This window comes from Rivularia sp. PCC 7116, assembly GCF_000316665.1.
Lineage (GTDB): Bacteria > Cyanobacteriota > Cyanobacteriia > Cyanobacteriales > Nostocaceae > Rivularia.
In genome coordinates this window covers 4529446-4554657 of record NC_019678.1, presented here as the reverse complement: position 1 = coordinate 4554657, position 25212 = coordinate 4529446, and the positions used below count along the sequence as shown (strand labels likewise).

16 protein-coding genes and 1 tRNA gene are annotated in these 25212 nt (G+C 38.0%); 8 read left to right on the top strand and 9 right to left on the bottom strand.

The window, feature by feature from the left end; translation table 11 throughout:
* The first annotated feature begins 192 nt into the window (after window positions 1–192).
* On the top strand, window positions 193–2736 hold the full coding sequence (locus RIV7116_RS17665; RefSeq protein WP_015119667.1) for a sialidase family protein: 2544 nt from the start codon (window positions 193–195) through the stop codon (window positions 2734–2736).
* A gap of 454 nt (window positions 2737–3190) precedes the next feature.
* Here the strand turns inward: RIV7116_RS17665 and RIV7116_RS17660 are convergent, their stop codons facing one another.
* The 4 genes from RIV7116_RS17660 to RIV7116_RS17640 all read right to left on the bottom strand — a co-directional run bounded on the left by RIV7116_RS17660 (window position 3191) and on the right by RIV7116_RS17640 (window position 9272).
* Window positions 3191–6004, bottom strand: coding sequence for a pentapeptide repeat-containing protein (locus RIV7116_RS17660; protein ID WP_015119666.1), 2814 nt, complete (start codon window positions 6002–6004; stop codon window positions 3191–3193).
* A gap of 323 nt (window positions 6005–6327) precedes the next feature.
* Window positions 6328–7710 (bottom strand): DUF1822 family protein, encoded by a 1383-nt coding sequence (locus RIV7116_RS33990; protein WP_015119665.1) that lies wholly within the window; start codon window positions 7708–7710, stop codon window positions 6328–6330.
* Between the two features lie 157 nt (window positions 7711–7867).
* A complete protein-coding gene (locus tag RIV7116_RS17645; protein WP_015119664.1) occupies window positions 7868–8512 on the bottom strand; it encodes a sigma-70 family RNA polymerase sigma factor in 645 nt (214 codons plus the stop codon).
* Window positions 8513–9198: 686 nt separating this feature from the next.
* A tRNA-Arg gene (locus RIV7116_RS17640) sits at window positions 9199–9272 on the bottom strand.
* 34 nt (window positions 9273–9306) lie between these two features.
* Between RIV7116_RS17640 and moaC the strand changes: the two genes are divergently transcribed.
* The 3 genes from moaC (at window position 9307) to RIV7116_RS17625 (ending at window position 11857) form a co-directional block, all read left to right on the top strand.
* Window positions 9307–9822 (top strand): cyclic pyranopterin monophosphate synthase MoaC, encoded by a 516-nt coding sequence (moaC, locus tag RIV7116_RS17635; protein WP_015119663.1) that lies wholly within the window; start codon window positions 9307–9309, stop codon window positions 9820–9822.
* 131 nt (window positions 9823–9953) lie between these two features.
* Complete coding sequence (locus tag RIV7116_RS17630; RefSeq protein ID WP_015119662.1) at window positions 9954–10895, top strand: alpha/beta fold hydrolase; 942 nt, start codon at window positions 9954–9956, stop codon at window positions 10893–10895.
* Window positions 10896–10987: 92 nt separating this feature from the next.
* Entirely contained in the window at window positions 10988–11857 is an 870-nt protein-coding gene (locus tag RIV7116_RS17625) for a DMT family transporter (protein WP_015119661.1), read from the top strand.
* A gap of 14 nt (window positions 11858–11871) precedes the next feature.
* On the opposite strand, the gene RIV7116_RS17620 is transcribed toward RIV7116_RS17625, so the two are convergent.
* Both RIV7116_RS17620 and RIV7116_RS17615 read right to left on the bottom strand, forming a co-directional pair.
* Window positions 11872–12594, bottom strand: coding sequence for a hypothetical protein (locus tag RIV7116_RS17620; protein WP_015119660.1), 723 nt, complete (start codon window positions 12592–12594; stop codon window positions 11872–11874).
* 196 nt (window positions 12595–12790) lie between these two features.
* Window positions 12791–15049, bottom strand: a complete 2259-nt coding sequence (locus tag RIV7116_RS17615; RefSeq protein ID WP_044291987.1) for a bifunctional (p)ppGpp synthetase/guanosine-3',5'-bis(diphosphate) 3'-pyrophosphohydrolase — start codon at window positions 15047–15049, stop codon at window positions 12791–12793.
* Between the two features lie 300 nt (window positions 15050–15349).
* Between RIV7116_RS17615 and patD the strand changes: the two genes are divergently transcribed.
* Both patD and RIV7116_RS17605 read left to right on the top strand, forming a co-directional pair.
* Complete coding sequence (gene patD / locus RIV7116_RS17610) at window positions 15350–15706, top strand: heterocyst frequency control protein PatD (RefSeq protein ID WP_015119658.1); 357 nt, start codon at window positions 15350–15352, stop codon at window positions 15704–15706.
* A gap of 574 nt (window positions 15707–16280) precedes the next feature.
* A complete protein-coding gene (locus RIV7116_RS17605) occupies window positions 16281–17954 on the top strand; it encodes an ABC transporter ATP-binding protein (protein WP_015119657.1) in 1674 nt (557 codons plus the stop codon).
* A 141-nt stretch (window positions 17955–18095) separates the two neighbouring features.
* Here the strand turns inward: RIV7116_RS17605 and RIV7116_RS17600 are convergent, their stop codons facing one another.
* The gene (locus tag RIV7116_RS17600) at window positions 18096–19007 is read right to left on the bottom strand and encodes a hypothetical protein (protein WP_015119656.1); all 912 of its coding nucleotides are present in this window, start codon (window positions 19005–19007) and stop codon (window positions 18096–18098) included.
* A 699-nt stretch (window positions 19008–19706) separates the two neighbouring features.
* The gene (locus RIV7116_RS17595) at window positions 19707–20507 is read right to left on the bottom strand and encodes an SDR family oxidoreductase (RefSeq protein ID WP_015119655.1); all 801 of its coding nucleotides are present in this window, start codon (window positions 20505–20507) and stop codon (window positions 19707–19709) included.
* A gap of 58 nt (window positions 20508–20565) precedes the next feature.
* On the opposite strand from RIV7116_RS17595, the gene RIV7116_RS17590 reads away from it, so the two are divergent.
* Window positions 20566–21057, top strand: a complete 492-nt coding sequence (locus tag RIV7116_RS17590; RefSeq protein WP_015119654.1) for a GNAT family N-acetyltransferase — start codon at window positions 20566–20568, stop codon at window positions 21055–21057.
* Window positions 21058–21307: 250 nt separating this feature from the next.
* Here RIV7116_RS17590 and RIV7116_RS17585 read toward each other — a convergent pair whose 3' ends face one another.
* Window positions 21308–21727, bottom strand: coding sequence for a GNAT family N-acetyltransferase (locus tag RIV7116_RS17585; RefSeq protein ID WP_015119652.1), 420 nt, complete (start codon window positions 21725–21727; stop codon window positions 21308–21310).
* A gap of 722 nt (window positions 21728–22449) precedes the next feature.
* On the opposite strand from RIV7116_RS17585, the gene RIV7116_RS17580 reads away from it, so the two are divergent.
* The gene (locus RIV7116_RS17580; protein ID WP_015119651.1) at window positions 22450–25155 is read left to right on the top strand and encodes a CBS domain-containing protein; all 2706 of its coding nucleotides are present in this window, start codon (window positions 22450–22452) and stop codon (window positions 25153–25155) included.
* Window positions 25156–25212 lie beyond the last annotated feature (57 nt).

Below are 25212 nucleotides of genomic sequence, written 5' to 3'. Positions count from 1 at the left end.
TAATAATATTTATCTTCATATAAATCAATAGAATGAATTTCACACCGGGTTTGTAGTTATATAAACAGTGACAATACCTGTTTGTATGCTTTCCTTTTGGTTGCATCTTGATTTTCTTCCTTGAAAGGAACATAAAGAAAGAGAGGAAAGACATAGAAACAAATTTTGCTGTTTATCTGCGGTTTCAAGCCAATGAATATCCTCCGCAAACAACTACATTTCACTCATCTACTGCGTAAATTAAGTTTTTTTATATTGCTGATATCTACAGCAGCAATACTGCTAGTTAGCAATAACTTTAGCGTCATATCTGTTCGAGCAAATACGCAGCAATCATTTAAATGGAGTAACGTTAATATTCAGGGTATGGGTTACGTTACGGGAATGGCGATTAGCGAAGCTAAACCCCTTCGGGGTAACGCACCCGTAAAAACCAATGATGTATATGTCCGCACGGATATTGGTGGTGCTTATCGCTTCGACCGCAAAAATCAGAAATGGCTGCCACTGATGGATATGTTTGATACAAACTTTTCCGGTGGTGGCATAGGTGTTGAAAGTATAGCTGTTGACCCGCAAAAGCCTAGCCGCGTTTATGTTGCGGTAAAGCATGGAAGCTCGATTATTACGGAGAACAAGAGAAAGAAGTATAAATATTCTGGTGAGGTGATGGTTTCCGATGATAGAGGAAATACTTGGAAACCAACAGGATTAGGTAAGAAAGATGTCTTCATGGGAGCTAACCAAGAATATCGTTCCGATACGGGTGAACGCTTGATGGTAGACCCAAATAAAAGTGACATAATTTACTTTGCTTCCCGCCGCGACGGACTGTGGAGAAAGAGCGACAAGCAAGGGTGGACGCAGGTTAGTAGTGGATTACCGGCGGCTAAAAGCTTACCGGAATACAATAAATCAAATGGTAAAGAGAACAAAGATATACCGGGCTTTACTTTTGTTGCTTTCGATCAAAATGCTGGCAAAGCCAACCAAGCGACAAAAATAATATACGTCGGAGTTCACGGAAAAGGCGTATGGCAAAGTAAAAATGCAGGTCAAACCTGGCGCAATATTTCGGGAGGAAAAGACCCCTTACGCGGAACAGTTGCTTCTGATGGTACGCTGTACGTGAGTTTTGGCACCAAACCGAAAAATGGTGGTAAGAAATCCGGTGGAGTGCGTAAATATGAAAACGGAAAATGGAATGATATCACTCCCGATGGCGATAAAAGAGTTTATTCAGCTGTAACAGTACAGAAGAATAATCCCAAATCAGTAATAGCAATTGCCGATAAATATCTTTACCGTTCCAATAATGGTGGTAATACTTGGAACAAGCAAACTATGTACATGGGTGCTTACGATCCAAACTATCCCAAAGATAAAGTAAATCCGTCAGCACCAAAATACTATCAGTCTTATTCTGGAACCGGTGCATCGGTGGTTGTAATCGATCCAGCAAACCCAAAAAGAGTTTGGTGGACAAACGGTTGGGGTGTGGCTTGTACCGATAACATAACTGCAAAAGAGCCGAATTTTAAATGGTTGATGCAGAATTTGGAAGAACTTGATGCGAACTTAGTGCGAGTTCCCCCGGTTCCTAAATCTCAAGGAGGAGCAGATTTAATCAGTGCGGTACAGGACATGATTGGTTTTCGCCACGCCAACCGTCATCAAGTACCGAAGGAAAAAATTAATCCAGCAAACATAAGTGTAAATCCAGCTTATAAATGGGCAAATCCCGACTGGGATAAATACCCCGTACCATTTCCTCACGTAGCGGGAGCAACGGGTATGGATTATGCTTACAAAAAACCTAACTATGCTGCATTTGTGGGTTTTCACCAGTGGCAGGCATATCATCCAGTACACGGTATAACTAAAGATAACGGAAAAACTTGGCAAGGTTTTGAGTCAGTACCCACAGAAAATATGTGGAAAGAGGAAAAATCTCAGCGAGGAAAAACCGTTGCAATGGGCGGTCAAATTGCCATGTCGCCGACAAATCCCAACAACATGGTTTGGTCGCCGACTTGGGGACCTTATACGCACTACACCAAAGATGGTGGTAAAACCTGGAAACTAGCGCATAATTTAGACCACGATCCAAAACCAAAACCTTTTGACCCCAACAACGACAAACATACCCATTACGATGCATTACCTAAATCTTGGGCAAATAGCATACATCCATACTTAAGCTCGTATATTTTAGCAGCCGACCGTCAAGACCCCGAAGGTAAAACTTTTTACTATTACAACGGTTGGACATTCTTTTACAGCAACGATGGTGGAGCAAATTGGAGGAAGGGGGCATCGAATGAATTACCTACGTGGATGGTGCGTCCGGCAATAGTTCCCAATCCAACCAAGCAGAGTGATGTGTGGATGAGTTTTGCTCGCAACCCGGAAGATGTTGAAGGCAACAAACTGTATCGTTCTGTTGACGGAGGTAAAAATTTTAAACCAATCGCATCAGTAGATACTTGCGAATTTGTCACCTTTGGTAAAGGTTCTTCCAGTAAAAATCCTTACGTTTATATATTTGGACGTGTCAATGGAGCAAAAAAAGATGCCATGTACATTTCCAAAAATATGGGTAGAACCTGGAAGCAAATTAGCAACCCCGAAAAGCAGCAATTTCCCGGACTTACCTGGTTAGAAGGCGACATGCGAAATACCAACTTAGTTTATGCAGCTTTGGCAGGGCGTGGAATTATGGTTGGGGAACAGTGAACAGTTAACAGTGAACAGTGAACAGTAATCAGTTACCAGTTACCAGTTACCAGATTATTGTAGGGTGTGTTAGATGTACGAAAATTCATCTGTTAATATGAAAACTTTTTCTACATCATCTAACGCACCATAATGTTGACACAATAAAAGTAGTAGGTTGGGTTAGACACGGTTTAATTTGGCTGAGAACAAAAATTATTGAATCGTGTCGTAACCCAACATTTGGCATCAAATTTATTTGTATCGGAATAATAATCAATTCCTCTTCTTCTCTCTTTCTCTGCGTACTCTGCGCTCTAGAAGAATTTTTTTAATCGAGCGCTGGTAGCCCTCAAATTTAATGTGGTGAAGTACATATGTTCGTAGTTGTGCTTCAGTACTTCATAAAAGAGGTGCTGAAGCGCAACTACGAGCCTTATATTATCTTGTATTATAACTATCCGAACTTGATTAACTACCACAAAGGTGGAATTTCTGCGGGATTTTGACAGATAACCGGTAACCAAGTAGCGCAGGGAAATTCATTCTCTAAACCTTGCAATTTTTCTCTACCTCCACGTACCGATTGATACAAGGTTTTTCCTTGAGAATATTCTTGCAAGAAGTTTTTAAGAAACTCCTGCGCTACTTTATCGGGAACCGGCTCGCGCATAACTATCATTTGCGGAAGCTGTAAATCTGCTAAATCCGCAGCTAACCCTAAACCATCGCAGGAGTTAAAGATTGCCAAAAATAAACCTCGCTCAATCGCTTTTGTAAGAGCATATTTCAACTCGGCAATAGTTAAAGTGTCCGTTTGATTAATACAAATTCGTCCTTCTTCTCTTTCCTCTTTCTGCTCAATGTTTCTGGGGTTATCCGCTTTTGTATTTTCAACAGATACAGTAGAACTATGTCCCGCAAAAAATAAAATATTCCAAGATTGTGCCCAAAGTTCATCGTTTAGCTGCTGTCTTTGAGGCTCTACTAAAAAGACAACTTCTGCATTTGGTAAATTTTCTAATAATTCTCGATCTTTATCAATATTAATTCCGCTGCTGTTACCCAAAATTGCTAGAATTCTGACTTTACCTGGAGCTAATAATTTCTCCGAACTTTTATAGCTCGCACTGCTTAAAGCCATTTCTACCTTAAGATACCGATCAAAAAAATCCCACAGTTGTAAAGGCAATTTTCGTACTTGTTTATCTTCGGTTTGCAGAATAAACCTAACTGCGTCGCTGGGGTTTAACTGTTCTAAAAGTTGTTCTTTTATAGGTCTAAATATATCAGAATTGAGCCATGAATTGATATTTTGCTGTAACTTTTCAGCACTTACAGAGCATTCATGAAAATAATCGCACTGACTGATATTAGTAATTTGAGTATCGGGAATATCTAACCGAGAATTAATTCCTAAACTTTGCCGGTAAGCTATTCGCCATTTTTGATAATATTCTTTTAACTCTATCGCCGGTGGTAATTTACCTTTAGATTCAAAATAAGGATGATTTCCTTGTTTGGCAATTCGCAACGTTACCGAAAAGCCATTTTGTAAATCACCTTGATGCAAATTGAGAATTACCAATTTTTCTTGTTGCTGCTTGTGCCTGGGAGCAGCTATCTGCATTAAATTTCTTAAATCTGCTTGATGCTGGCGATAAAGTGCAATTTGCTCGTCCTTACTTTGCAATTCGGCTTGATATTTTGCTTCTAAAGCTTGCAATGCGACTTGATAACCTTGAGTAAATTCGGCATGAATTTTTTGTTTATCGGTATCTTCGGGGACTTCTACCCGCACGACAACAACACCATCACCTTTATTTTCAATACTTTGAATCGCAATATTGGTACCTTGGTTTGCATTCCTAACTTTTGTTAAAGCAGCAGATAAACCCTGTAAATCCAAGCCATTACGAAAAATTAGATCAACAGTATTTAGTACTACTTGAAATAACTTTGCAAATTCACCAGGTGCAAAATCTCCGCTACTCGGACGACGTTCGCGTTGATTGTTAAGCAAAAAGATATATTCGCAAATTGTGTTTTCTAGTTGTGTAGTGCTGTCAATATTCCATCCTTCTAAACAAGCAGCAGTTAAATTAGCTTGTTGAAAGTTAGATTTTAAAGCTTGAGTTTTTGTTAAATTAGCTCTTTCTAGTACAGCATTTTTTAAAGTGGCTTCGCTGATATCGGCTTCGGTTAAGTTAATATCGTTGAGATTAGCATTTTCAAGATTTGCACCTTGAAGATTGAAGCCTTTGTAGGATTTATTTGCACCTTGTTTGGTAACAACTAAATTTCTCACTTCTGAATTAATTAAAATAGTATTTTTTACTCTGGATAGATCGAGCTTTTTTGCTAAATGAAAATTAGTACGAGTCAAATTAGCATTTGTAAAGTCAGTATTTTTGAGAATTGCATGAGATAAATCGGCATTCGTCAAATCTGTACTGCGGAAACTTGTTCCACCAATAGTAGAAATATTAATTCCTACAGTACGAATCAAAGCATATTTTTTATCTTCACCTAAAGCTTTGAAACCAGAATATATTCCCACACAAGTAACCACTGTAGCCAAAAACAAAGTTAGAGGTAAAGCAACATCTGAAACTTGAAATACAGCACTAAAAATAAATATTGCAGTTAATAAACCTAAAACCCAAGCCGCTACTTTTAATATTTTGCCAAAAAAAGGTTCTTGGGCAGACCAAAATACTGCTAAAGCAATAGTAATAACTCCAATTAAAGACCAAAGTCCCGCTCCAGCGGCACCCCAAGCTCCTAAAACCGCAGCTTTTAAACCAGGATAACCCCAAATAATAATTGAAACTAACCCAATAATTACGATAATTACAGCTTCAGAGCCAGCTAAAATAAACCATACATCTGCTGAAAAGCCTCTATAAATAGTCCCAATAAAGAAAAGTCCTAGTAGTGAAAAGATAATCACAGCAGTAACTCCAACCACATGATTAGTTATCCCACTAACACCGCTAACAATACTTGTACTTCCACCGTAAACAGAAGCAAGATATTGTGAAGCAATAATTCCCGTTAAACCAGATGCATATCCGCAAAGCGCAGCCATAAAAAATGAAAAAGCCATTAAACAAATGACTCTAAAATTTTGCACTCCAGCAACAGCATGGTGAAAATTGGCATCTTTTAAAATAGCATTCGTGAAATTAGCACCGCGAATATCTGAATACGAAAAATCCGCTTTTGTTAAGTCTTGATTTTTGAAAGAATAACCCCGGAGATTTTTATGAGAAAAATTTAAAGACATGGAGTCAATTCACAATGATTAATTTTTACCGTTTATATAGTTCATCAATCAATATTTCATCAGGTAGTATTTGATGATAAAAACCGCAGAGGAAGAGAAAGAGAAAAATTAAAAGAGAATTATTTCTATATAAATGGGAGCGAGGTAACAATTACTGATTGATTTTAAAGAGATTTCGATAGAAATTGAGAGCCTAAATTTGGGTTTACGTATAAATTATCATGGTGCGTTGCGCGGAGCGACAACACACCCTACATTCATACGTGAGAAAATTGCATCAGGAATAGTGTGGAATTTATAATCCAATGCCCAATGTCTAATTATTAAATTTCAAAATCTTCTGTAATACTTGCTTCATTTAAAGCCACCCTGACGCTAAATTGTTCGCTCTTTTCACCGCTGAATTTAAGCTGAACATAAATATCAGCATTTCTAGCTGTAACTTCCCGTAAAGTTTCTCCCGTTTCGGAAAGCAATATTAACTTTAATCCAGGAGGTAAATATAGTAACGGTTTAGAATTATCGCTATCGTCAGTTTCAGTATCTGTAGAGTAAGCCTGTAGCAAAACACCTATTTTTCCATCAGCTTTGGGTACCAAAGCTACTGCTAAAGCCACCGCTTCACCAGCTAGCTGCATTCCCAAATCAAGCAGCTTGACTTTTCTCACACCTGCTGCTGGGTTTCCGGGATTTATTTTCCATAAACTTTCTACCGCTACCCATAAAGTTTCATCGTTTTGGGTGGTGCGTATTAAATTAACTAAAGCTTCAATCCCATCGGCATTTCCTAAAGCTATTTCTCCCAACTTTTTCGCAGCTTTTCTTCTATAATGCTCATCTGGAGAAAATACTTGTTTTATTAATGCTGCAATTTCATCCCCATCCGGTTTTGAATCAAACTTACTTCTAGTTGCAATCGCTAAAGATGGAGTTTGCCAAAGTAACTGCCACTGAGCATCAAATGTATTTTGCAGCCATTGACTAAGAACATTAACTTTGCTTTCTTTTTTTTTCGCGTCAACTAACAAGTCTTTATCAACTTCTAAAGCTTCTTCTAATACCGCTTCTGTAAAATTCAAACTGTCTAAATAAGTGCGGTAAGCTGCAACGGGAATGCTTAATACATCGCTACAGGCTAATTTATGTCGATGAAAATCCATTATTCGCAAATCTTCTATCGCTTTTTTCGTTCCTATTTTTAAACCAGCAAGTTCGATTTCCGATTTTTCCGGTGGTTGAGCAACTATTTGACGATCAAAATCTCCCACACTTAGCAATAAATCATAAATATTCCGCGATAAGCGCTTACCCACTGGTTTAACTAAATTGCAAGCAAACATTTCTTCTACTAACCAAGTTTGAGCTAGCACATCTTTTTCTAAACCAGAAATATCTGAGGGAATCAGTAAATCAACATCGCTCAGAAATTGAGTTTCTCCAGACAGCATCATTACCGTGATTAATTGCCATTCTTGAGAAAAAACACCGCTGTCTTCCTTAGTGACAATCATCACATTCATAGGAGGATAAATTCCTCTCATAAACTGTCTTGCTGCATCCGAGTAAAGTTGATATTGCTGCTCTTGAGAAAATTCTACAGGAGAATGTATCGAGCGATTTACTTCCCAGATTTCTCCAGGTTGCGGCATTCGCTGGATAATTTTTTGTCCCGTATAAGATGTTGAGTTACTGATATTTCTACCCATAGGTTTATATTCCTAGACGAATTAGCATTGCTTCTCGTCAATAATTTAGTAGTTATGGAGGTGTCTATTACTTTTAACGAAAGAGATGATGATTCTATGTGCAGTTTTTCTATTTTTTTGATTAATCATAATAAAATTGCAAAATAAATGCTCGCCGCTACCACTGCTCTTGAGAACGTTTTCTACTCGCTTTCGATTGACGATTTTTATTTTGCTCTTGCTTGATAGCTCCAGGCTGTAATAACCCTAACTCTTGAGCAACACGCCCTAAAAGTTCTTTGCGACGACGGGAAACTTCACTTTGAGTTATCTTCAAATCTAACGCTAACTCAGTCTGCTTTTTACCTTCCACTAATCCTTGCCAAAGCTTGAGATATCCTCGCTCCGGATACAATATTACAAGTTTTTTAATTGCTTCTTTGGCTACTACTACAACATCAGCACGCTCTACCGCATCCAACAAATTGAACTTATCCGCAACAGTATCTAACAACGAAACATCAGTTCCTGCAATTGTTCTATCTAAACTTGGGCAGTTACGCAAACTCTCCTTACGCACAAAATCAATCACTGAATTACGTGCTACAGTAGCCGCCCAACAGTAAAAATTATTCGTTTTCTGAGATTGAAATTTACCCGCCTTTACCATCCGAAAAACCTTTACATGAGCCGTTTGCGCCGCATCTTCCCAAGACATCGAGCTATTTCTAGTATGCTTGCGGGCAATTTGTTCGACTATCTGTCGATATTTCGAGTCAATCAATAGGTGTTCGTTAGTTTCTGCCATCTGCTTTGAGGGCATGTTACCTCTCCTCCTAAATGAGGAATGTTGTATTACTAATATATTGCAAATTGTATTACACAGTTTCTGGTGATTAATTCAGAAGACTGGTAATACTGAAATTGAGTTTCACTTGTTAACTATACGTTTGAATGATTCTGGCTTATGCATTTAGCGATTTTTAGACGTGTTGAAAACTGATTTCACACAAAAATGCACCACCCATTAGCTATTAGCTAAGTGCCAGCGATTGCTATTACTTCAATTTTTTTGAGTTAATTTCCAATCAACTTCAGAATATCTTTATAATGTTGTTCTTAATTCGCCAGAGAATTTAATTCTGCGCTCTTTTAGCAAAAGTTTTTTGAATTTAACTTTATTGCACCAGTGAGAGAAACCCGGTTTCTTTGTAATTTAGCAAAGACGTTGAGATGCTTTCATGACTAGAAACCGGGTTTCTTTAGACTTAATATTACTTGTTCCTTGTCTCCGGCAAGGAATACAGTATTGGAGGCTCTGCCTCCTTTCAATATAAGAGGCAGAGCCTCTTGAGAAGGCATTCCAGCCAGAGACTTGGAACGAGAGTCTTTACAAAGTACACACTACATAAGTAGAGTCGAAATGCTCGCAGTAACGTATAGTTAAAAAGATAAGAGCGAAAAGTTAAATTCTAACTCTTCACTCTTATATTCCAAATATTAAAAAAACGGGCGAGAAGGGATTTGAACCCCTGACACCGTGGTCCGTAGCCACGTGCTCTAGTCCACTGAGCTACACGCCCTTGCAACTCAATAATATTAGCATATGTCAGCCAAATGACACAAGAAAAATTTCAAAATTCCTTGCGTTCGTCTGCTCAAAAGGGTTTAACTCATTTGGATAATCGTGGAGAAGCCCAGATGGTAGATGTATCAGCGAAAGATTCTAGCATCAGACAAGCTGTAGCTGCTGGTAAAGTGCGGATGAAACCAGAAACTTTTGCCGCAATTGAATCGGGAAACGCTCCGAAAGGTGACGTATTAGCAACAGCGAGGCTAGCTGGAATTATGGCTGCAAAACAAACAGCAAATTTAATTCCCTTATGCCATCCTTTACCGTTACAGAAAATTCAAGTTTACATAATCCCTCTACCCGAGCTACCGGGTTACGAGATTCAAGCAACAGTAAAAACTAAAGCTGAAACCGGGGTAGAAATGGAAGCTCTAACAGCAGTTTCTATTGCTGCATTAACTTTATATGATATGGCGAAAGCCATAGAAAAATCGATTCAAATTGAATCAATACATTTAGTTAGTAAGAGTGGTGGTAAATCGGGAGATTATTTTAAATAGAGAATTGGTAATTGGTAATTGGTTATTGGGAATTGGTAATTGATTACCGAAAATGCTTCTTCCATCGGAAGGAGAAAAATTTCTGCTATCTGCTTTACAATAATGAGAACATGCTTAACAAATCTTAAAAAATGCAGGCAGCTACAATTTCCTCTACAACTCCAATTCCCGGTAAATATTGGCAATGGCGCGGACATAATGTTTACTATGTCAAAGCCGGAGAGAAGCATTCTCAACGTCCGCCGTTACTATTAGTACATGGTTTCGGAGCTTCCACCGACCACTGGCGCAAAAATATTGCCGAACTTCAGCAAGATTTTGAGGTATACGCTATCGATTTATTAGGGTTTGGACGTTCGGAAAAGCCCAAGTTGCAGTACGGTGGTGATTTGTGGCGCGACCAATTACATGATTTTATTACCGAAGTGATTGGTGAAAAAGCTGTATTGGCGGGTAATTCCCTCGGTGGTTATGCAAGTTTGTGTGTAGCAGCGCAACGTCCAGATTCTGCTGCGGGTTTGGTATTGCTTAATAGTGCTGGTCCCTTTAGTAAAGAGCAACCAACAGCGGAACCGGAAGCATTACAAACCGAAATAGAACCGGACTTTAATCAAAAGCTGCAAAACTTATTAGGCGATTTTGCAAAATCTATTTTTAAACTACCTTTATTTCAATTTATTTTATTTCAATATATTCGCCAACCTTGGGTAATTCGCCAAACTCTTGAAAAAGTATATTTAGATAAAAGTGCAATTACAGACCAATTAATAGAAGAAATTCGTCGTCCTTCTAGCGATAAGGGTGCTTTTGATGTATTTTGCTCTGTTTTTAGTACTCCCCAAGGAGAGAAAGTAGACGTACTTTTGCAGCAGCTATCTTGTCCGCTGTTGTTATTATGGGGAGAAGCAGATCCTTGGATGAGTGCCAGAGAACGTTCCCAGAAGTATCGTCAATATTATCCCCAATTAACAGAATACTATCTGCGAGCGGGTCATTGTCCTCACGATGAAGTTCCCAACCAGCTTAATCCCTTATTGCGAGATTGGGTTTTAGGAATTGGGCATAGGGCATAGGGCATTGGAAATTAACCTTTAACCTTTGACCTTTGACCTTTAACCTTTGACCTTTGACCTTTGACCTTTCTTTAACCTTTATTAATTATTTCATGGGTTATAAACAAAGTATTGTCCGTGGGGCGATATTTATTATTGCAGCGGAATTGATGTTAACTATAAATGGAGCAATTATTAAGTTAGCATCCGATGGTTTACCAAACGAAATGATTGTTTGTTTCAGAAATGTGTTTGGTTTATTAAGTTTAATGCCGATATTTGCTCGTGAAGGTACGGCTATTATACAAACACAAAAATTGCATTTGCATTTAGTGCGAGGAATCTGTGGTGTTACTGCTATGTATTCTTTGTTTTTCGTGCTAGGTAATCTTGAATTAGCGAATGCAATGCTGCTGAAAGCGACTATTCCGATATTTATTCCTTTGGTTGCTTTTAGCTGGTTAAAAGAGAGTATTTCAGTTATAGCTCGTTTGGCGATCGCCGTTGGTTTTTGCGGTGTATTCCTAATATTAAAACCTGGTACGGATTTCAATTGGGTAATGTTAGTTGGTTTATTTAGCAGTGCTTTTGCTTCGGTTTCGATGGTAACTATACGTAAATTATCGGCGACAGAACCGGCTGTACGTACTGTGTTGTATTTTGCAATAATTGCGAGCTTAGTTTCAGTTGTACCTTTAACTTGGGCTTGGAAGACTCCCACAACTAATGAATGGTTGCTGTTAATAAGTGTGGGTATTTGCAGTACTTTAGTTCAATTGTTAACTACTCGCGGCTATGCATCGGCACCGGCTTCGCAAGTGGGAGTTTTTTCTTATTCTTCAGTTGTATTTGGTGCTTTAGTTGGTTGGTTGTTTTGGAACGAATTATGGGATGCTAATTCATTTGTTGGGGCTATATTTATTACTGCTGCTGGTTTTTTAGCACTTCGCAGTCGAGAAAAAGCTGTATCTGTCAACGAGTAATTGGTAACTTTTTGCTACTCAACGATATATGATTTTATTTGATTTTCTAAGTCACTGCTAATAATTTCTTTGCCAATACCGGGGTTATCTAAATTTACTCGCATATAACTTTTAGTATCAAACCTTTGATCATTGTTTGTATCTTTGGTTATCTCAAGGAATATTGCTCCAGTACTTTGTACTACATTCCAACCATTTAGCTGAGTGTTGTTTGGGGTAATTTGCTGTAAGTTTCTTCCTGATAAGTCGGATAAGTATCCAATAGTTGCATCTTGATAATTTAACTTATTATCTTTATTTGTATCTTGTTCAATAATTCTATACAGCCAAAATCTCTTGCGTGGTTGCCCAATTGTTTTTTTTTCAATTAAATCAAATGACTTAATAATAGCTTTCTTATCTAGCAAAGTATTAATCGAAGCGTCTTTTTTAGAATAAAATATTAAATTATATACATTTTTTCTGTCTTTATAAGAACGAGAATAAGAACTGCTAGATAAATTTGTCCAGCTTTTCTCTCCCTGGTTTGCATCAGGAAATATACTAACTGGAATCATTAAATAATCCGATTCTTTCTTAATAATCATATCGCCGTAAACAAGATTCGGCTGTGGAGTTTGCTGTGCATTAACTTGAGACTGCTGTCTTGTTCTATCTACTTGAGCGTTACATGAAACAGTAAGTGTAGCGACAATAATACTGGCAAGACTTTTAATTAATAAGCTATAACGACTCATTAAATGCTCCTAACATAATGTATTTATGCTCTATTTTATACAAGACTTGTAAATCGTCAATAAGTTTTGATTACAGCATTTTTGTTAATTCATATAGGAATAAGACGGTTGCTTTTAAGTAAACCGTCTTTACAACAAATTATTTTGGATGCAGAATCTAAAATCCTTTTTTCTTATCAAGATAGAGACAATAAGCTTAATCTTCAACTTGCCCTTGACGACGAATATTCAGAATATCGCTCATTTTTTTGATTTGAGTAAAAACGTGTTCTAATTGTTTTCTATCCGATACTTCTATTCCTAAATCTATTAATGCTGGTTGATTGATAGCGGTTTTAACATTTGCATGAGATACGTTGATTCCTTGGTCGCTCAAGCGTGACAGAATATCTTTGAAAACTCCAACGCGATCTAAAGCTTCAATCTGGACATTAACGCTATAACTCTGGGAATGACGCTTACTTTCCTCGCTGTTGTTCCAACTAACGGGAACTAATCGCTCGCAACCCGTATTTTTCAGGTTCTGACATCCCTGGCGATGGATAGAAATTCCCCTACCCCTGGTAACTATACCGATAATTGGTTCTCCTGGAATGGGAGTACAGCAACCTGCAATATAGTACATTAACCCTTCCACCCCAACTATTGGAGAATCGCTATTACGATGTGTGGTAGTTGTTTCCCGTAGTGCTTTTGATGCGGAAGTAGGTAAATTAGAAAGAATTTCATCTAAGTCTGTGACTACAGGCTGTTGTTCTTTAACTATTTCTCGCCATCTATTTAACACTAAGTTCAAAGTGACTTCACCGTAACCTAAAGCAGCAAGCAAGTCTTCAACGGTATGATAGTTACATTTGTCTGCTACGGTTTGCATCGGCTCGGATTTTAAAACGTTTTCAAAGCCAGATTTACCTAACTCTTTTTCTAATAATTCCTTACCACGGGCAATATTTTCTTCTCTACGCGAACGTTTATACCATTGCTTGATGCGATTTTTGGCTGCTGAAGTAGCAGAAAAATTTAACCAATCTAAACTTGGATGACTGTTTTTCTGAGTGATGATGTCTACAATATCGCCATTGTCTAACTTTGTAGAAAGTGGAACCATCCTTCCATTCACTTTGGCTCCGGCACAATGGTTGCCTACTTCTGTATGAATGCGATAGGCGAAATCCACTGTGGTCGAATTCGGGCTTAATGCAACTAAATCGCCTTTTGGTGTAAAAACATAAATATCGTCTTCAAATAAATTATCTTTAATGCTTTCTAAATATTCTTGAGCGTCCTTGAGGTCGTTTTGCCATTCTAGCAATTGTCGCAACCAGGTAAATTTCTCATCTGCTGCGGTCAATTGAGTATTGCTAGAACCACCACTTTCCTTATAGATCCAGTGGGCTGCGATGCCGTACTCAGCGATACGGTGCATTTCTAAAGTGCGGATTTGTACTTCCATCGGACGACCCCAAGGTCCAATTACACCTGTATGCAATGATTGGTAACGGTTTGGTTTTGGCAACCCAATATAGTCTTTAAATCTGCCAGGAATTGGACGAAAAGAATCGTGGACTAATGCTAAAGCGCGATAGCATTCTTCGTTGGTTTTAACGATAATTCTTAGGGCTGCTAAATCGAAAATTTCGTGAAATTCTTTATTTTGGCGCTGCATCTTTTGATAAATGCTATAAAGATGCTTGGGACGACCTGATAAATCAACGCATTCAATTCCGGCTTTCTTCAAACGAGAACGTAATGTTTCGGTGACGTTGGTCAATCTTTCTTCTCTCGCCGCTCGTTTATCGGCGACTAGCTGCTGTATTTGCCGATAAGAATCGGTTTCAAGATACTTAAACGCTAAATCTTCTAATTCCCATTTGACATGCCAAATACCCAAACGATTCGCTAAGGGAGCAAAAATTTCCCGAGTTTCCAAAGCTTTAGCGCGGCGTTTGTGTTCCGGCATGGCTTCTAACGTCCGCATATTATGCAAGCGGTCTGCCAATTTTACAACAATGACGCGAATATCCTGCGCCATAGCTAGAAACATGCGGCGAAAGTTTTCTGCTTGACTTTCGGTTTTACTTTTAAAATTGATTTTAGAAAGCTTTGTAACCCCTTCAACTAAGCGTCTTACCTCTTCACCAAACCGTTCTTCAATTTCTTCAATTGTAATTTCTGTATCTTCAACTACATCATGTAAAAACCCAGCTGCTATCATAACAGAGCTGCCTCCTAAATCCCTGAGAATTCCGGCAACAGCCACAGGATGACAAATATATGGTTCTCCAGATTTACGCATCTGTCCTTCATGAAGATGGTAAGCAAATCTAAATGCACGACTAATTAAATCTTTATCCGCAGCTTGAGGATCGCTACGATCTACTTTTGAATTTAAACAATCTTCCAACCATTCCGGAAGAGGAATATTAATCTGCGAATCTACAACTGTAGGGTTCATATTTGAGAGAACGGGGCTAATATCTAAAGAAGATGGACGACGCAAACGACATTGCTGTTTTTGCGATGCTGCTTTTAAAGAACGGGGTAATTTTGCTAATTTAGAAGAATTTTTCTCCGCTAGCAATGTTTTTCTAATGGAATAATTGTTCCGCATCATAATTGTTGAAAAAGAGTAATGGCGAATAAAGCCTCAATATCAAATTTGAGGCAGTTGGCTATGGAAAAATTAATTTTAAAAGATTAGATTATTGTATGAGATAAAATTCTTGACATTAATACTATCTCAATAAACATTGCTATGTCTCTTAATAAGCAGAAATATCGAGCATTTAAGACCTTGTTGCGCCAATTGCAAGCTGATATCTCTTCTAATCTAACCAATGCTGCCGAACTGCGCCAACGGCTGGCATCTTTGCAAAGCTTCTTTCGTGCCGATATTGTACCTTTGACTACTCAATATCCTACAGAGCAGTCCTATCAGACTGAAATGAGCAAGCAGTTACGGCTATTACAAATAGATATAATGTTTTTTCAAGGAGCGCGACAAGCTTCTACTATCAAAGAAAGAATAGATGCTCTAACAGAACGTTTAACAACCCTGATTGGATACTGCGATGCCATTCTTAAGATGGATAAAGTAGCAGATGACGAATGAATAATTAAAATGAAAATATTAACTAACTAAAAACAACTAATAGTATATTCTTACACCATTTTTTCCTTTTTAGAAAAGAAAAAATTTGTAAAAACTTAGTATTAGCCTTGATATTTTTTCAACACATCTACTCGTAGAGTGGTGTTTAGCTTTAAAGTTGATATTAACATTTTTCTCCGATATTTTGGCAACTAGGTCATACTCATATAGAAGTATTTTCTACTATGTCTGATGAATTAGTTGTAGTTCGGTTGTTTCTGCCGATTTAGGTTAAAAGGATTAGTTACAGCGCGATTTTTTTGTTTTTTTTCGCGTCTGGCAATAAAAATAGGTTGTCGATTAAAACAATTGCAATATAAAGGTTTATGCCGACCCGTGTAATTGATAATACCCAATAATAATTCGTAGATTTGGATGCTATAGGTAACAAGGTTTATAAAGCGAATCTGCTAAAGTATAAAAATTTAAGCGTGCAGTTAATTATTCTCAACCATTGTGGGAATGTGGATATTCATCCGTAACGGTAAAAATGCGCCTTTCGGGGACTTATGACTAACAGGACTAGCAACTAATTATGAGTGATGTTTTATTGTCGATTGAAAGCCTCCGCGTGGGTTACCCTACAAGCAGCAATGAAGAGGAAAAGTGGGCAGTTGATGATGTCTCTTTTGTTCTGCAACCGGGAGAGAGAATGGGACTGGTTGGAGAATCCGGTTGTGGTAAATCGACATTAGGACGTGCAGCGATGCGATTGCTACCCGACTCTACACGTATTCAGGGGCAGGTAATGTTTCAAGGACGACCTGTATTTGATATGACTGCCGAACAACTGCGTAAATTTCGTGGAGAGGCAGTAGCATTAATCTTTCAAGATCCCATGACTCGGTTAGATCCACTAATGACAATTGGTAACCACTGTCTTGAAACTCTCAAAGCCCATTCCCCTCAACTTTCTAGCTTGCAGGCAAAAGAAAAAGCCATTGCCACCTTAAAAAAAGTAAATATCCCCCCCGAAAGATGGAGTCAATATCCCCACGAATTTAGCGGTGGAATGCGTCAAAGAGTTGCAATCGCTTTAGCGTTATTATTGAATCCGAAATTAATCGTTGCTGACGAACCGACAACTAGTCTAGATGTCACAGTTTCCGCCCAAATTTTGCAAGAATTGACCAGATTATGCGCTGAAGAAAACATGGCATTGCTACTAATATCCCACGACCTAGCAATGGTTGCCGAATATTGCGATCGCATTGGGGTAATGTTCCAGGGAAAGATGGTAGAAACTGGTTTATCTAAGGAAGTGTTTCAAAATCCGCAGCACGAATATACTCGTTCGCTTTTACAAGCAGCACTGCACATTCAAACTTTTTCTACAGATGAAAATGTAGATACAGCCGCAGAATTCTCAACCAGTCTCAACAAAAAATCATCCAACGTCACGCCCTTACTTGCAATCAAAGAATTAAAACAGCACTATACTATTGAACCAAACTTTATAGAAAGAATATTTAAAGGGCAAGGACAAACCATCAAAGCAGTAGATGGGATCAACTTGGAATTGTATTCAGGAGAAATTCTCGGATTAGTTGGCGAATCCGGTTGCGGAAAAAGTACCTTATCGCGGACAATCTTGCAATTAATTCGTCCTACCGGGGGTAAAGTTGAATTTCTAGGTAAAGAATTAACCAGTTTGTCGCGCAAACAAGTACGTTCTCAAAGACGACAAATGCAGATGATATTTCAAGATCCCCATGCTTGTTTAAATCCTACAATGACAGTAGGGCAGAATATAGCCGATCCCTTAATCATCCATAACTTAGCCGATGCCGGAGCAGCAAAAGAGGAAGTATTGTGGATGCTCGACAAAGTCGGGTTAAACCCATCAGAAATGTACTACCAACGTTATCCTTCCGACTTATCCGGGGGACAACAACAAAGAGTTGCGATCGCTCGTGCTTTAATAACCCGTCCCAAATTAGTAATTTGCGATGAGCCTGTAAGTATGTTAGATGCCAGCGTACAGTCGCAAGTTTTAGATTTGATGTTGGAATTAAAAGACGAATTTGAATTAACTTATTTATTTATCACCCATGATTTATGGTTAGCCAGATTTTTGTGCGACAGAATCGCCGTCATGAACGGTGGTAAAATCGTCGAACTCGGAGCAACCCAAGCAATTTTCTCCAACCCCCAACATCCTTATACGAAAACTTTGCTAGCCGCCGCGCCATTGTTAGCAAGAGCTTAAATAAAGTTAGGAGTTAGGAATTAAGAGTTAGGAATTGTAAAACCATACATAGTGGGAGCATCTTGCTCCCAGAATATATCTTGAAATAATTACCAATCACCAATTACCAATTACCAATGCCCCATTCCCAATTCTCTTAATTTAATTAAGCATCGGGTAACTATTCAAATTAGTCCCGTATAGTTCAACAAATCTTCTGTAAAGCGACATACTTTTGCAGTTGGAAGCTCTACCTAATTTAAGTAAACTATCTCGGTTCTTTTCAGATAAATTGCGTAAATAAGGTATATCTTCAAACAAAGTTAAGCAAGAAGCAAAATGTAGCAACAACTGTAAAAATGGTTTGAACCATTCTAAATCGCTGTAAATATCGATAAAGAAATAATGTTCGTTTTCATTCAAAGGAACGGCATGAAAAATAACAGTTATTCTTTTTTGATTGTAAACGGGAATACTTAATTCTACAGTGTAAGGATTATGCAAAATTAAATCGACTTCGACAGTCGGCTGTCTCCAAATGCGTAGCGGATTAAAAGGAGAATCTAAAATAGTTTGAAATTTGATGGCTCCACCATTCTCTGTAAGCTGAAAATCACTAACATTAACAACTTTCAAATTATTGAGACTAAAGTGGTGAATGCTTTCTAAATGCTTTAAATTTAATAAATGATAAATTTGGCAGATATAAGGAAAAGGTAATATATATTCTTGACTAATCATGTATCTCTGCTTCAAATTCGACTTTAAAGCATAATTAGTGCAATATTTACCTTGTAAAGCTATGACATCATCATTTAAGGGCGAATTTTCAGGTCTTAAGAATAGCCAACTTGCAAAAAACAAAGAAGCTGTAAATAACTGTATAACTTCAATTACAGATATATAACCATCGGCAAATGCAGCAAAACTCCTGTCACCAATCCCGAACAGCCAAGATGGAATACCAAAGAGCCAAATACCGCTTCTAATTCTACTAACAAGAAAAGCAATTTCCTCAGCTTTATTAATTTTTCTATTTTCAACCGGTTTCTTTGTTGTAATATTATCTTGCATAGGATATTACCATCTTGTTGGCATAGCGAAATTTACCCAATCACTTACATAAAGCAAGAGGGTTTTGTGTCAACAATCAACTTTTAAAGAATAAATTTATACAGTTACAAAAAGGAAAGTATGATGCACCAATCAGATTAATCTAAAAAGTTTTTATTTGTGTCCCTGTAAAACACAAATACCTAAATAGCATCTAGATATACCTTGGAAATATATTTATTTTCCTTAATTTGCAATTAAAAATATAGGGTATCAGGATACATATATTTATTTTAGTAAAAATATATTGACTTTTACGGCAATATAGTTATTTATGTCTATAGTCTGAAATTTATTCAAGAATTGATGATTTACATCAGTCTGAAGGCAGTTATCAGTAAACAGTGAGCAGCGGAATGAGAGGGGGAAGAGGAGCCACTGTGTTGCCGAGGGACACGACGGTTGTAGCAAGTGGCGTGGGCAAAAGTGGGAAGCGAGTAAGAATATCAGAGCAAATAATCTTTAGCAACCAATCTACCGGGGAATGCAATTCCCCGGCTCATAGCAAAAGTCCTCTTAAGAGGACTAAATATACATTCGTCTCAAAATCTTATTGTTGATTGATAACTGTATGTCCCTCTAGAATAAGCTGAGCCGTACACCCCGCGCGTTCGGATTGCTGAATTGTTAAAGTAACGCTAACTGTTCACTGTTAACTGTTCACTGTTTAGATGTCTGCATCGCCAACTGCATTAATCCGGGGAAAAATTTATAAGCGGCTGACATAAACGAACCACTACCAACTACTACTTCGTCTTTTTGATGTTTGACTGCATCCCAAACAGCATTCGCAACATCTTCTGGTTTGCTCGCTGCTGGAGATTCTAAAAAACTGCTCATGGAATTACGTCGTTTTTCTGCTTCTTGTTCGCTACTTCCACGAAACTGCGCTCTTTCCATAAAGTTGCTGTTGGTAGCACTCGGATGTACCGCACTTACATGAATATTTTTCGGTTTTAATTCCAATCGCAAGGTTTCCGTTAAACCCGTAATTGCGTACTTGCTGGTACAGTAAACAGTCATTTCTGGTAACGGTAATTTACCACCGATAGAACCAACATTTACAATTGTTCCAGCACTGCGGACTAAAAAATGTGGTAAAAGTGCATGAATTGTATGAATATATCCCCAGAGATTTACATCGATTACTCTATGCCAATCATCCAAAGAAGTATTTTCAATGGGGCCAGTCATGCAAACCCCGGCATTATTGATTAAAACATCAATGCTGCCGAAATATTCCAAAGCCTTGGGTATTAAATTATTTACTTCTGCTTCTTGGCTGACATCACAAGGTACAGCTAATACTTTGGTTCCAATTGCGCGAATTTCGGCTGCCGTCGCTTCCAAAGTTTCTAGCGATCGCGCTGTTAAAACCAAGTCGTATCCTTTACGGGCAAATAAAAGCGCCGTTGCTTTACCGATTCCTTGAGAGCCACCTGTAATAATTGCACTAGGCATAACAAATATAATCTATATTTCTGTATCATTTCTTAATATTGTCGTTCATAAACAACAAATGATTATCCGTCATGCGACTGAAAATGATTTACCCGCGATTGTCGCAATATATAACGCTTCAATACCCAGCCGTATGGCAACAGCGGATTTAGAACCAGTATCTGTAATGAGTCGCATCAATTGGTTTAAAAAACGTTCTCCTTTAAAACATCCCCTTTGGGTAGTAGAAACTGGGGAAGTGATTGCTGGATGGTTGAGTTTTCAACCTTTTTATGGAAGACCAGCTTATCACGCAACCGCCGAAGTGAGTATTTATATCGCTTCAAACTATCAGCGGCGTGGCTTAGGAAAAATACTTTTACAAGAAGCGATTCGTCAAAGCCCGAACTTGGGTTTGAAAACCTTGATTGGATTTATTTTTGGTCATAATGAAGCAAGTTTAAAACTATTTGAGCAATTTGGTTTTGAACGTTGGGGACATATGCCAGGAATTGCGGAGCTTGATGGTGTAGAAAGGGACTTGGTGATTTTAGGATTGAGGCTTGGGTGAGGGGAGAGGGGGTAGAAAATAATTAATATTTGTAGGTTGGGTTAGACGCATGAGTAATTTATATAAAGAACGAAAAATATAAATGCGTCGTAACCCAACATCCGAGTTTTGATTTTTATGAGGCAATGCCAAATACATTTATATATGAATGTTTATATCTAATTTTGTATTTAATTATTTAAGTTATTGCTGAAGTTGGGTTGCACTCCGTTTAACCCAACCTACAAAATATTTTTAGTTAAATAATTAATTATAAAGACAAAGAAAAATGATAGCTAGCAATTTTCATTCTTTGTGTGAAATAAAATCTATGAGCATCAAAACGTTGAACCCCAGAATCTAATCTGAATACATTACAATTCTTAGACTTAGCATAATCAAGCAACCAATCAAAGATATGCTTCCCATAACCTTTTGAACGGACATTTTCGTCCACAACTAAATCATAAACATACAAAAATTTTCCATGAGCTAAAGATTCAGAAACAAAAAATCCTGCTACAGCTACTACTTGATTATCAACCTTTATAAAAGCAAGTTGATACCCATCTTTTTGTTGACGACGAACTTGTTCTACAAAATTATCCTTATTGAGATGCGGACGTAATTGAAATATTGTAGGAAAACATTCCAGAATTTGCTCGTCGGATTCGGCTAAATTAACCAACATGAATTAAAACCTCTGAATATCCCTAGCCTAAGAATACAAGAATCAATTGCACTTAAAATAAAACAAGGTGGAAAAAATTATATGGATACCTTAATAGAATAGATTGTAGATTGGGTTAGACGCACGAGTAATTGATATAAATGCGTCGTAACCCAAAATCAGAGATTTTTTATTTGATAAGATATTTTAAAATTATTTTTTTGAATTTATATTATGATGTTGGGTTTCGTTCCTCAACCCAACCTACGAACTTACAACTAACTTAAATTTAACAACTACCGTTCCGAACAGTTAAAATTATTTGGTAGATTGTAGGTTGAGTTAGACGCACGAAAAATTTATATCAATACCGAAAAATATAAACGCGTCGTAACCCAACATCCGAGTTTTGATTTTTATGAGAATGCCAAATGCGTTTATAAACAAGCGTAGTATTTATTTGTTTTTGAATTCTTCTAATTTTTGGTAATGTTGGGTTATGTGCTCCGGACACGCTTCGCGAACACTCTAATTCGTATAATGTTGGGTTGCGCTTTGCTTCACCCAACCTACAAAGCAATAAAATTAATCATTTAATAGCCCACGAAGGTGGGCTTTGTTTGTATAGCCCCAGACTTATAGTCTGAGGGTGAATGTTCGCGTAATGTTGGCTTCGGCTTCCTTTCACCCGTCCGAATACGATTTAAAATAAATAAATAAAACTCTTCCCAAACATCAACAAGATGAATTTAATTCTATGCCACACAACAGCAGATTTTGATACGCTAGGGGCTGCGGTGGGGCTGACGCGGTTGCTTGAGGGTAGCAAAATCGTTTTACCCGGTGGCTGCCATCCTGCTGTCAAGGATTTTTTGGCGCTGCATCGAGATGAATATCCGCTAATCGAACGACGTGCGGTAGTGACTGAGGATATTCACTGTTTAGCGGTGGTTGATACTCAGCAGCGGGAACGTTTGGGAAAGGCTGCGGAATGGTTAGATTTACCGAATGTTGAAAAAATTATTGTTTATGACCATCATTTAGAACAAACTTTGGATATTCCCGCTACAGAATCTCATATTTATCCAGTGGGTGCTGCTACTACTTTGGTTGTACAAGAATTACGTAAGCAGGGTATTGCTCTAACTGCGACTGAAGCTACTGTGATGGCTTTGGGTATTCATGTTGACACTGGCTCTTTAACCTTTGACCACACTACACCAGAAGACGCTTTGGCTTTGGCTTGGTTGATGCGGCAGGGTGCTAGTTTATCGGTGGTGAGTGACTATATTGAGCCTGGTTTATCTCCTCATTTACAACAGTTATTAAAAATTGCTTTAGAAGATATTGAAATTGAAAAGGTACGCGGTTACAAGGTTGGTTGGGTAATTCTGGCAACTGATGATTTTGTTGGTGGGTTGTCTGGTTTAGCGTCAGAATTAGTTGACTTGATGGAAATTGACGCTTTGCTATTGGCTCATGAATATGAGAAAAAAAGTGGGAATCGTTTATCAATAATTGGTCGTTCGCAAATTCCGGAGACTAATCTTAACGAGATTTTGGCTCCTTTGGGTGGTGGTGGACACGCAAAAGCTGCTTCTGCGAGTTTAAAGGATGTTAATTCGCAGGAATTATTAATTCAAGTTGTTGAAAAATTAAAAAACTCAATTCCCCATCCACCAACTGCGCGAGATTTGATGTCTTCTCCGGTGCGTACTATTCCATCAGATACAACTATTGAGGAAGCACATAGGATTTTGCTGCGTTACGGACATTCTGGTTTATCTGTAGTAGAGACTTCGGGGGATTTAGTTGGTATAATTTCGCGGCGCGATTTGGATATTGCTTTACACCACGGTTTTGCTCATGCTCCGGTGAAAGGCTATATGTCCAAGAATCTCAAGACGATTTCACCGAATTCGGAATTACCTGAAATTGAATCTTTAATGGTGACTTACGATATCGGACGTTTACCAGTTTTAGAAGATGGAAAGCTGCTGGGAATTGTAACTCGTACCGATGTTTTACGGGAACTGCATCAGAAAACTATAAATGAGAATAGAGAAGAAGAAAAAAGAGATAGTCCAGAAACTCCGACTTTAGCAGAATTACGTAACCGACTTGCACCTGCTTTATGGGAGTTTCTCACCAAAGTATCAAAAGAGGCGAAACAACGGGGTTGGCATTTATATATAGTTGGTGGTGCGGTACGAGATTTATTGTTAGCGAATTCCGAGGAACCGTTACTGATTCCAGATATTGATATGGTGGTTGACGGTTTCCACAATGCAGCCGATGTTGGTGCTGGTGTGGAATTAGCTTCAGCGATTCAGCAAATTTACCCTGGTGCGCGTTTGGATGTCCACGGTGATTTTCAAACTGCTGCTTTGTTATGGCACAATGATGCAAAATTAGATTCGCTGTGTGTAGATATCGCCACGGCAAGAACTGAGTTTTATCCTTATCCAGCAGCAAATCCGGTAGTTGAAGCAAGTTCGATTCGTCAAGATTTATATCGCCGCGATTTTACGATTAATGCTTTGGCTTTGCGGTTAACTCCTCCTCAACCAGGTAAATTACTTGATTTCTTTGGTGGGTTATTAGATTTACAAGCCAAACAAGTTCGAGTTTTACACGCTAATAGCTTTATTGAAGACCCCACAAGGATTTACCGAGCCGTGCGTTTTGCAGTACGTCTTGGTTTCCACTTAGAAAAACAAACAGAAGAATATATTCGCTACGCAATCGAAAGTGGTGTCTATAACCGTACTGCAAAAGAAAATTCTAAAACTCCAGCTTTGCAAACTCGTCTGAAGTCGGAATTGAAATATATTTTGCAAACTTCCTATTGGAAAAGTGCTTTAAAAATGCTGGGTGAATTAGATGCCCTACAGTGCATTCATCCGACTTTGAAATTAGATGAGAGTTTACTACGACAATTGCATTTAATGGAACGTTGTTTGCAGAAGTTTGATTCTGGGGAAAAAAGATTTTCTCATTGGCAGATGCGTTTGGAGGTTATAGTTGCTCATTTAGCATCGGAATATAGCGGAAAAGTCGCGAAAAACTTACAATTTCCGGATGAAAGTATTAAAAGATTAGAAAATTTAGACAAAGCGAAGAAGATAGTTTTAGATAATTTAGATAAATGTGTAAAACGTTCTGAAGTAGTTAAGTTGCTACGGAAATACGATTTACCAATGTTGATTTTTATAGCGTTACAAAGTCCGCGAAGTCTTAGACGAAAAATTTGGTATTATTTGACAGTATTATCAAATGTAGAAGCACCGTTAAATGGTAATGATTTGAAAAAGTTGGGATATAAACCAGGACCAAAATATAAGCAAATTTTAGATGATTTATTGACAGCTACTTTGGATAAAGAAGTGAGTGATAAGAATAGTGCGGAGGAGTTTTTAAATTATAATTATCCCAACCCTCAAAATTAACATCAAACTGCTGTAGAGACTTAGCAGTGCGACATCTCCAACAATGTGAAATCACAA

Coding starts and splice junctions, on each gene's coding strand:
- RIV7116_RS17660 (WP_015119666.1), bottom strand. CDS start 6,004: ATGTCTTTAAATTTTTCTCATAAAAATCTCCGGGGTTATTCTTTCAAA.
- patD (WP_015119658.1), top strand. CDS start 15,350: ATGTCTCTTAATAAGCAGAAATATCGAGCATTTAAGACCTTGTTGCGC.
- RIV7116_RS33990 (WP_015119665.1), bottom strand. CDS start 7,710: ATGGGTAGAAATATCAGTAACTCAACATCTTATACGGGACAAAAAATT.
- RIV7116_RS17630 (WP_015119662.1), top strand. CDS start 9,954: ATGCAGGCAGCTACAATTTCCTCTACAACTCCAATTCCCGGTAAATAT.
- RIV7116_RS17600 (WP_015119656.1), bottom strand. CDS start 19,007: ATGCAAGATAATATTACAACAAAGAAACCGGTTGAAAATAGAAAAATT.
- RIV7116_RS17585 (WP_015119652.1), bottom strand. CDS start 21,727: ATGTTGGTTAATTTAGCCGAATCCGACGAGCAAATTCTGGAATGTTTT.
- RIV7116_RS17665 (WP_015119667.1), top strand. CDS start 193: ATGAATATCCTCCGCAAACAACTACATTTCACTCATCTACTGCGTAAA.
- RIV7116_RS17645 (WP_015119664.1), bottom strand. CDS start 8,512: ATGCCCTCAAAGCAGATGGCAGAAACTAACGAACACCTATTGATTGAC.
- RIV7116_RS17580 (WP_015119651.1), top strand. CDS start 22,450: ATGAATTTAATTCTATGCCACACAACAGCAGATTTTGATACGCTAGGG.
- RIV7116_RS17605 (WP_015119657.1), top strand. CDS start 16,281: ATGAGTGATGTTTTATTGTCGATTGAAAGCCTCCGCGTGGGTTACCCT.
- RIV7116_RS17595 (WP_015119655.1), bottom strand. CDS start 20,507: ATGCCTAGTGCAATTATTACAGGTGGCTCTCAAGGAATCGGTAAAGCA.
- moaC (WP_015119663.1), top strand. CDS start 9,307: ATGACACAAGAAAAATTTCAAAATTCCTTGCGTTCGTCTGCTCAAAAG.
- RIV7116_RS17615 (WP_044291987.1), bottom strand. CDS start 15,049: ATGAACCCTACAGTTGTAGATTCGCAGATTAATATTCCTCTTCCGGAA.
- RIV7116_RS17625 (WP_015119661.1), top strand. CDS start 10,988: ATGGGTTATAAACAAAGTATTGTCCGTGGGGCGATATTTATTATTGCA.
- RIV7116_RS17620 (WP_015119660.1), bottom strand. CDS start 12,594: ATGAGTCGTTATAGCTTATTAATTAAAAGTCTTGCCAGTATTATTGTC.
- RIV7116_RS17590 (WP_015119654.1), top strand. CDS start 20,566: ATGATTATCCGTCATGCGACTGAAAATGATTTACCCGCGATTGTCGCA.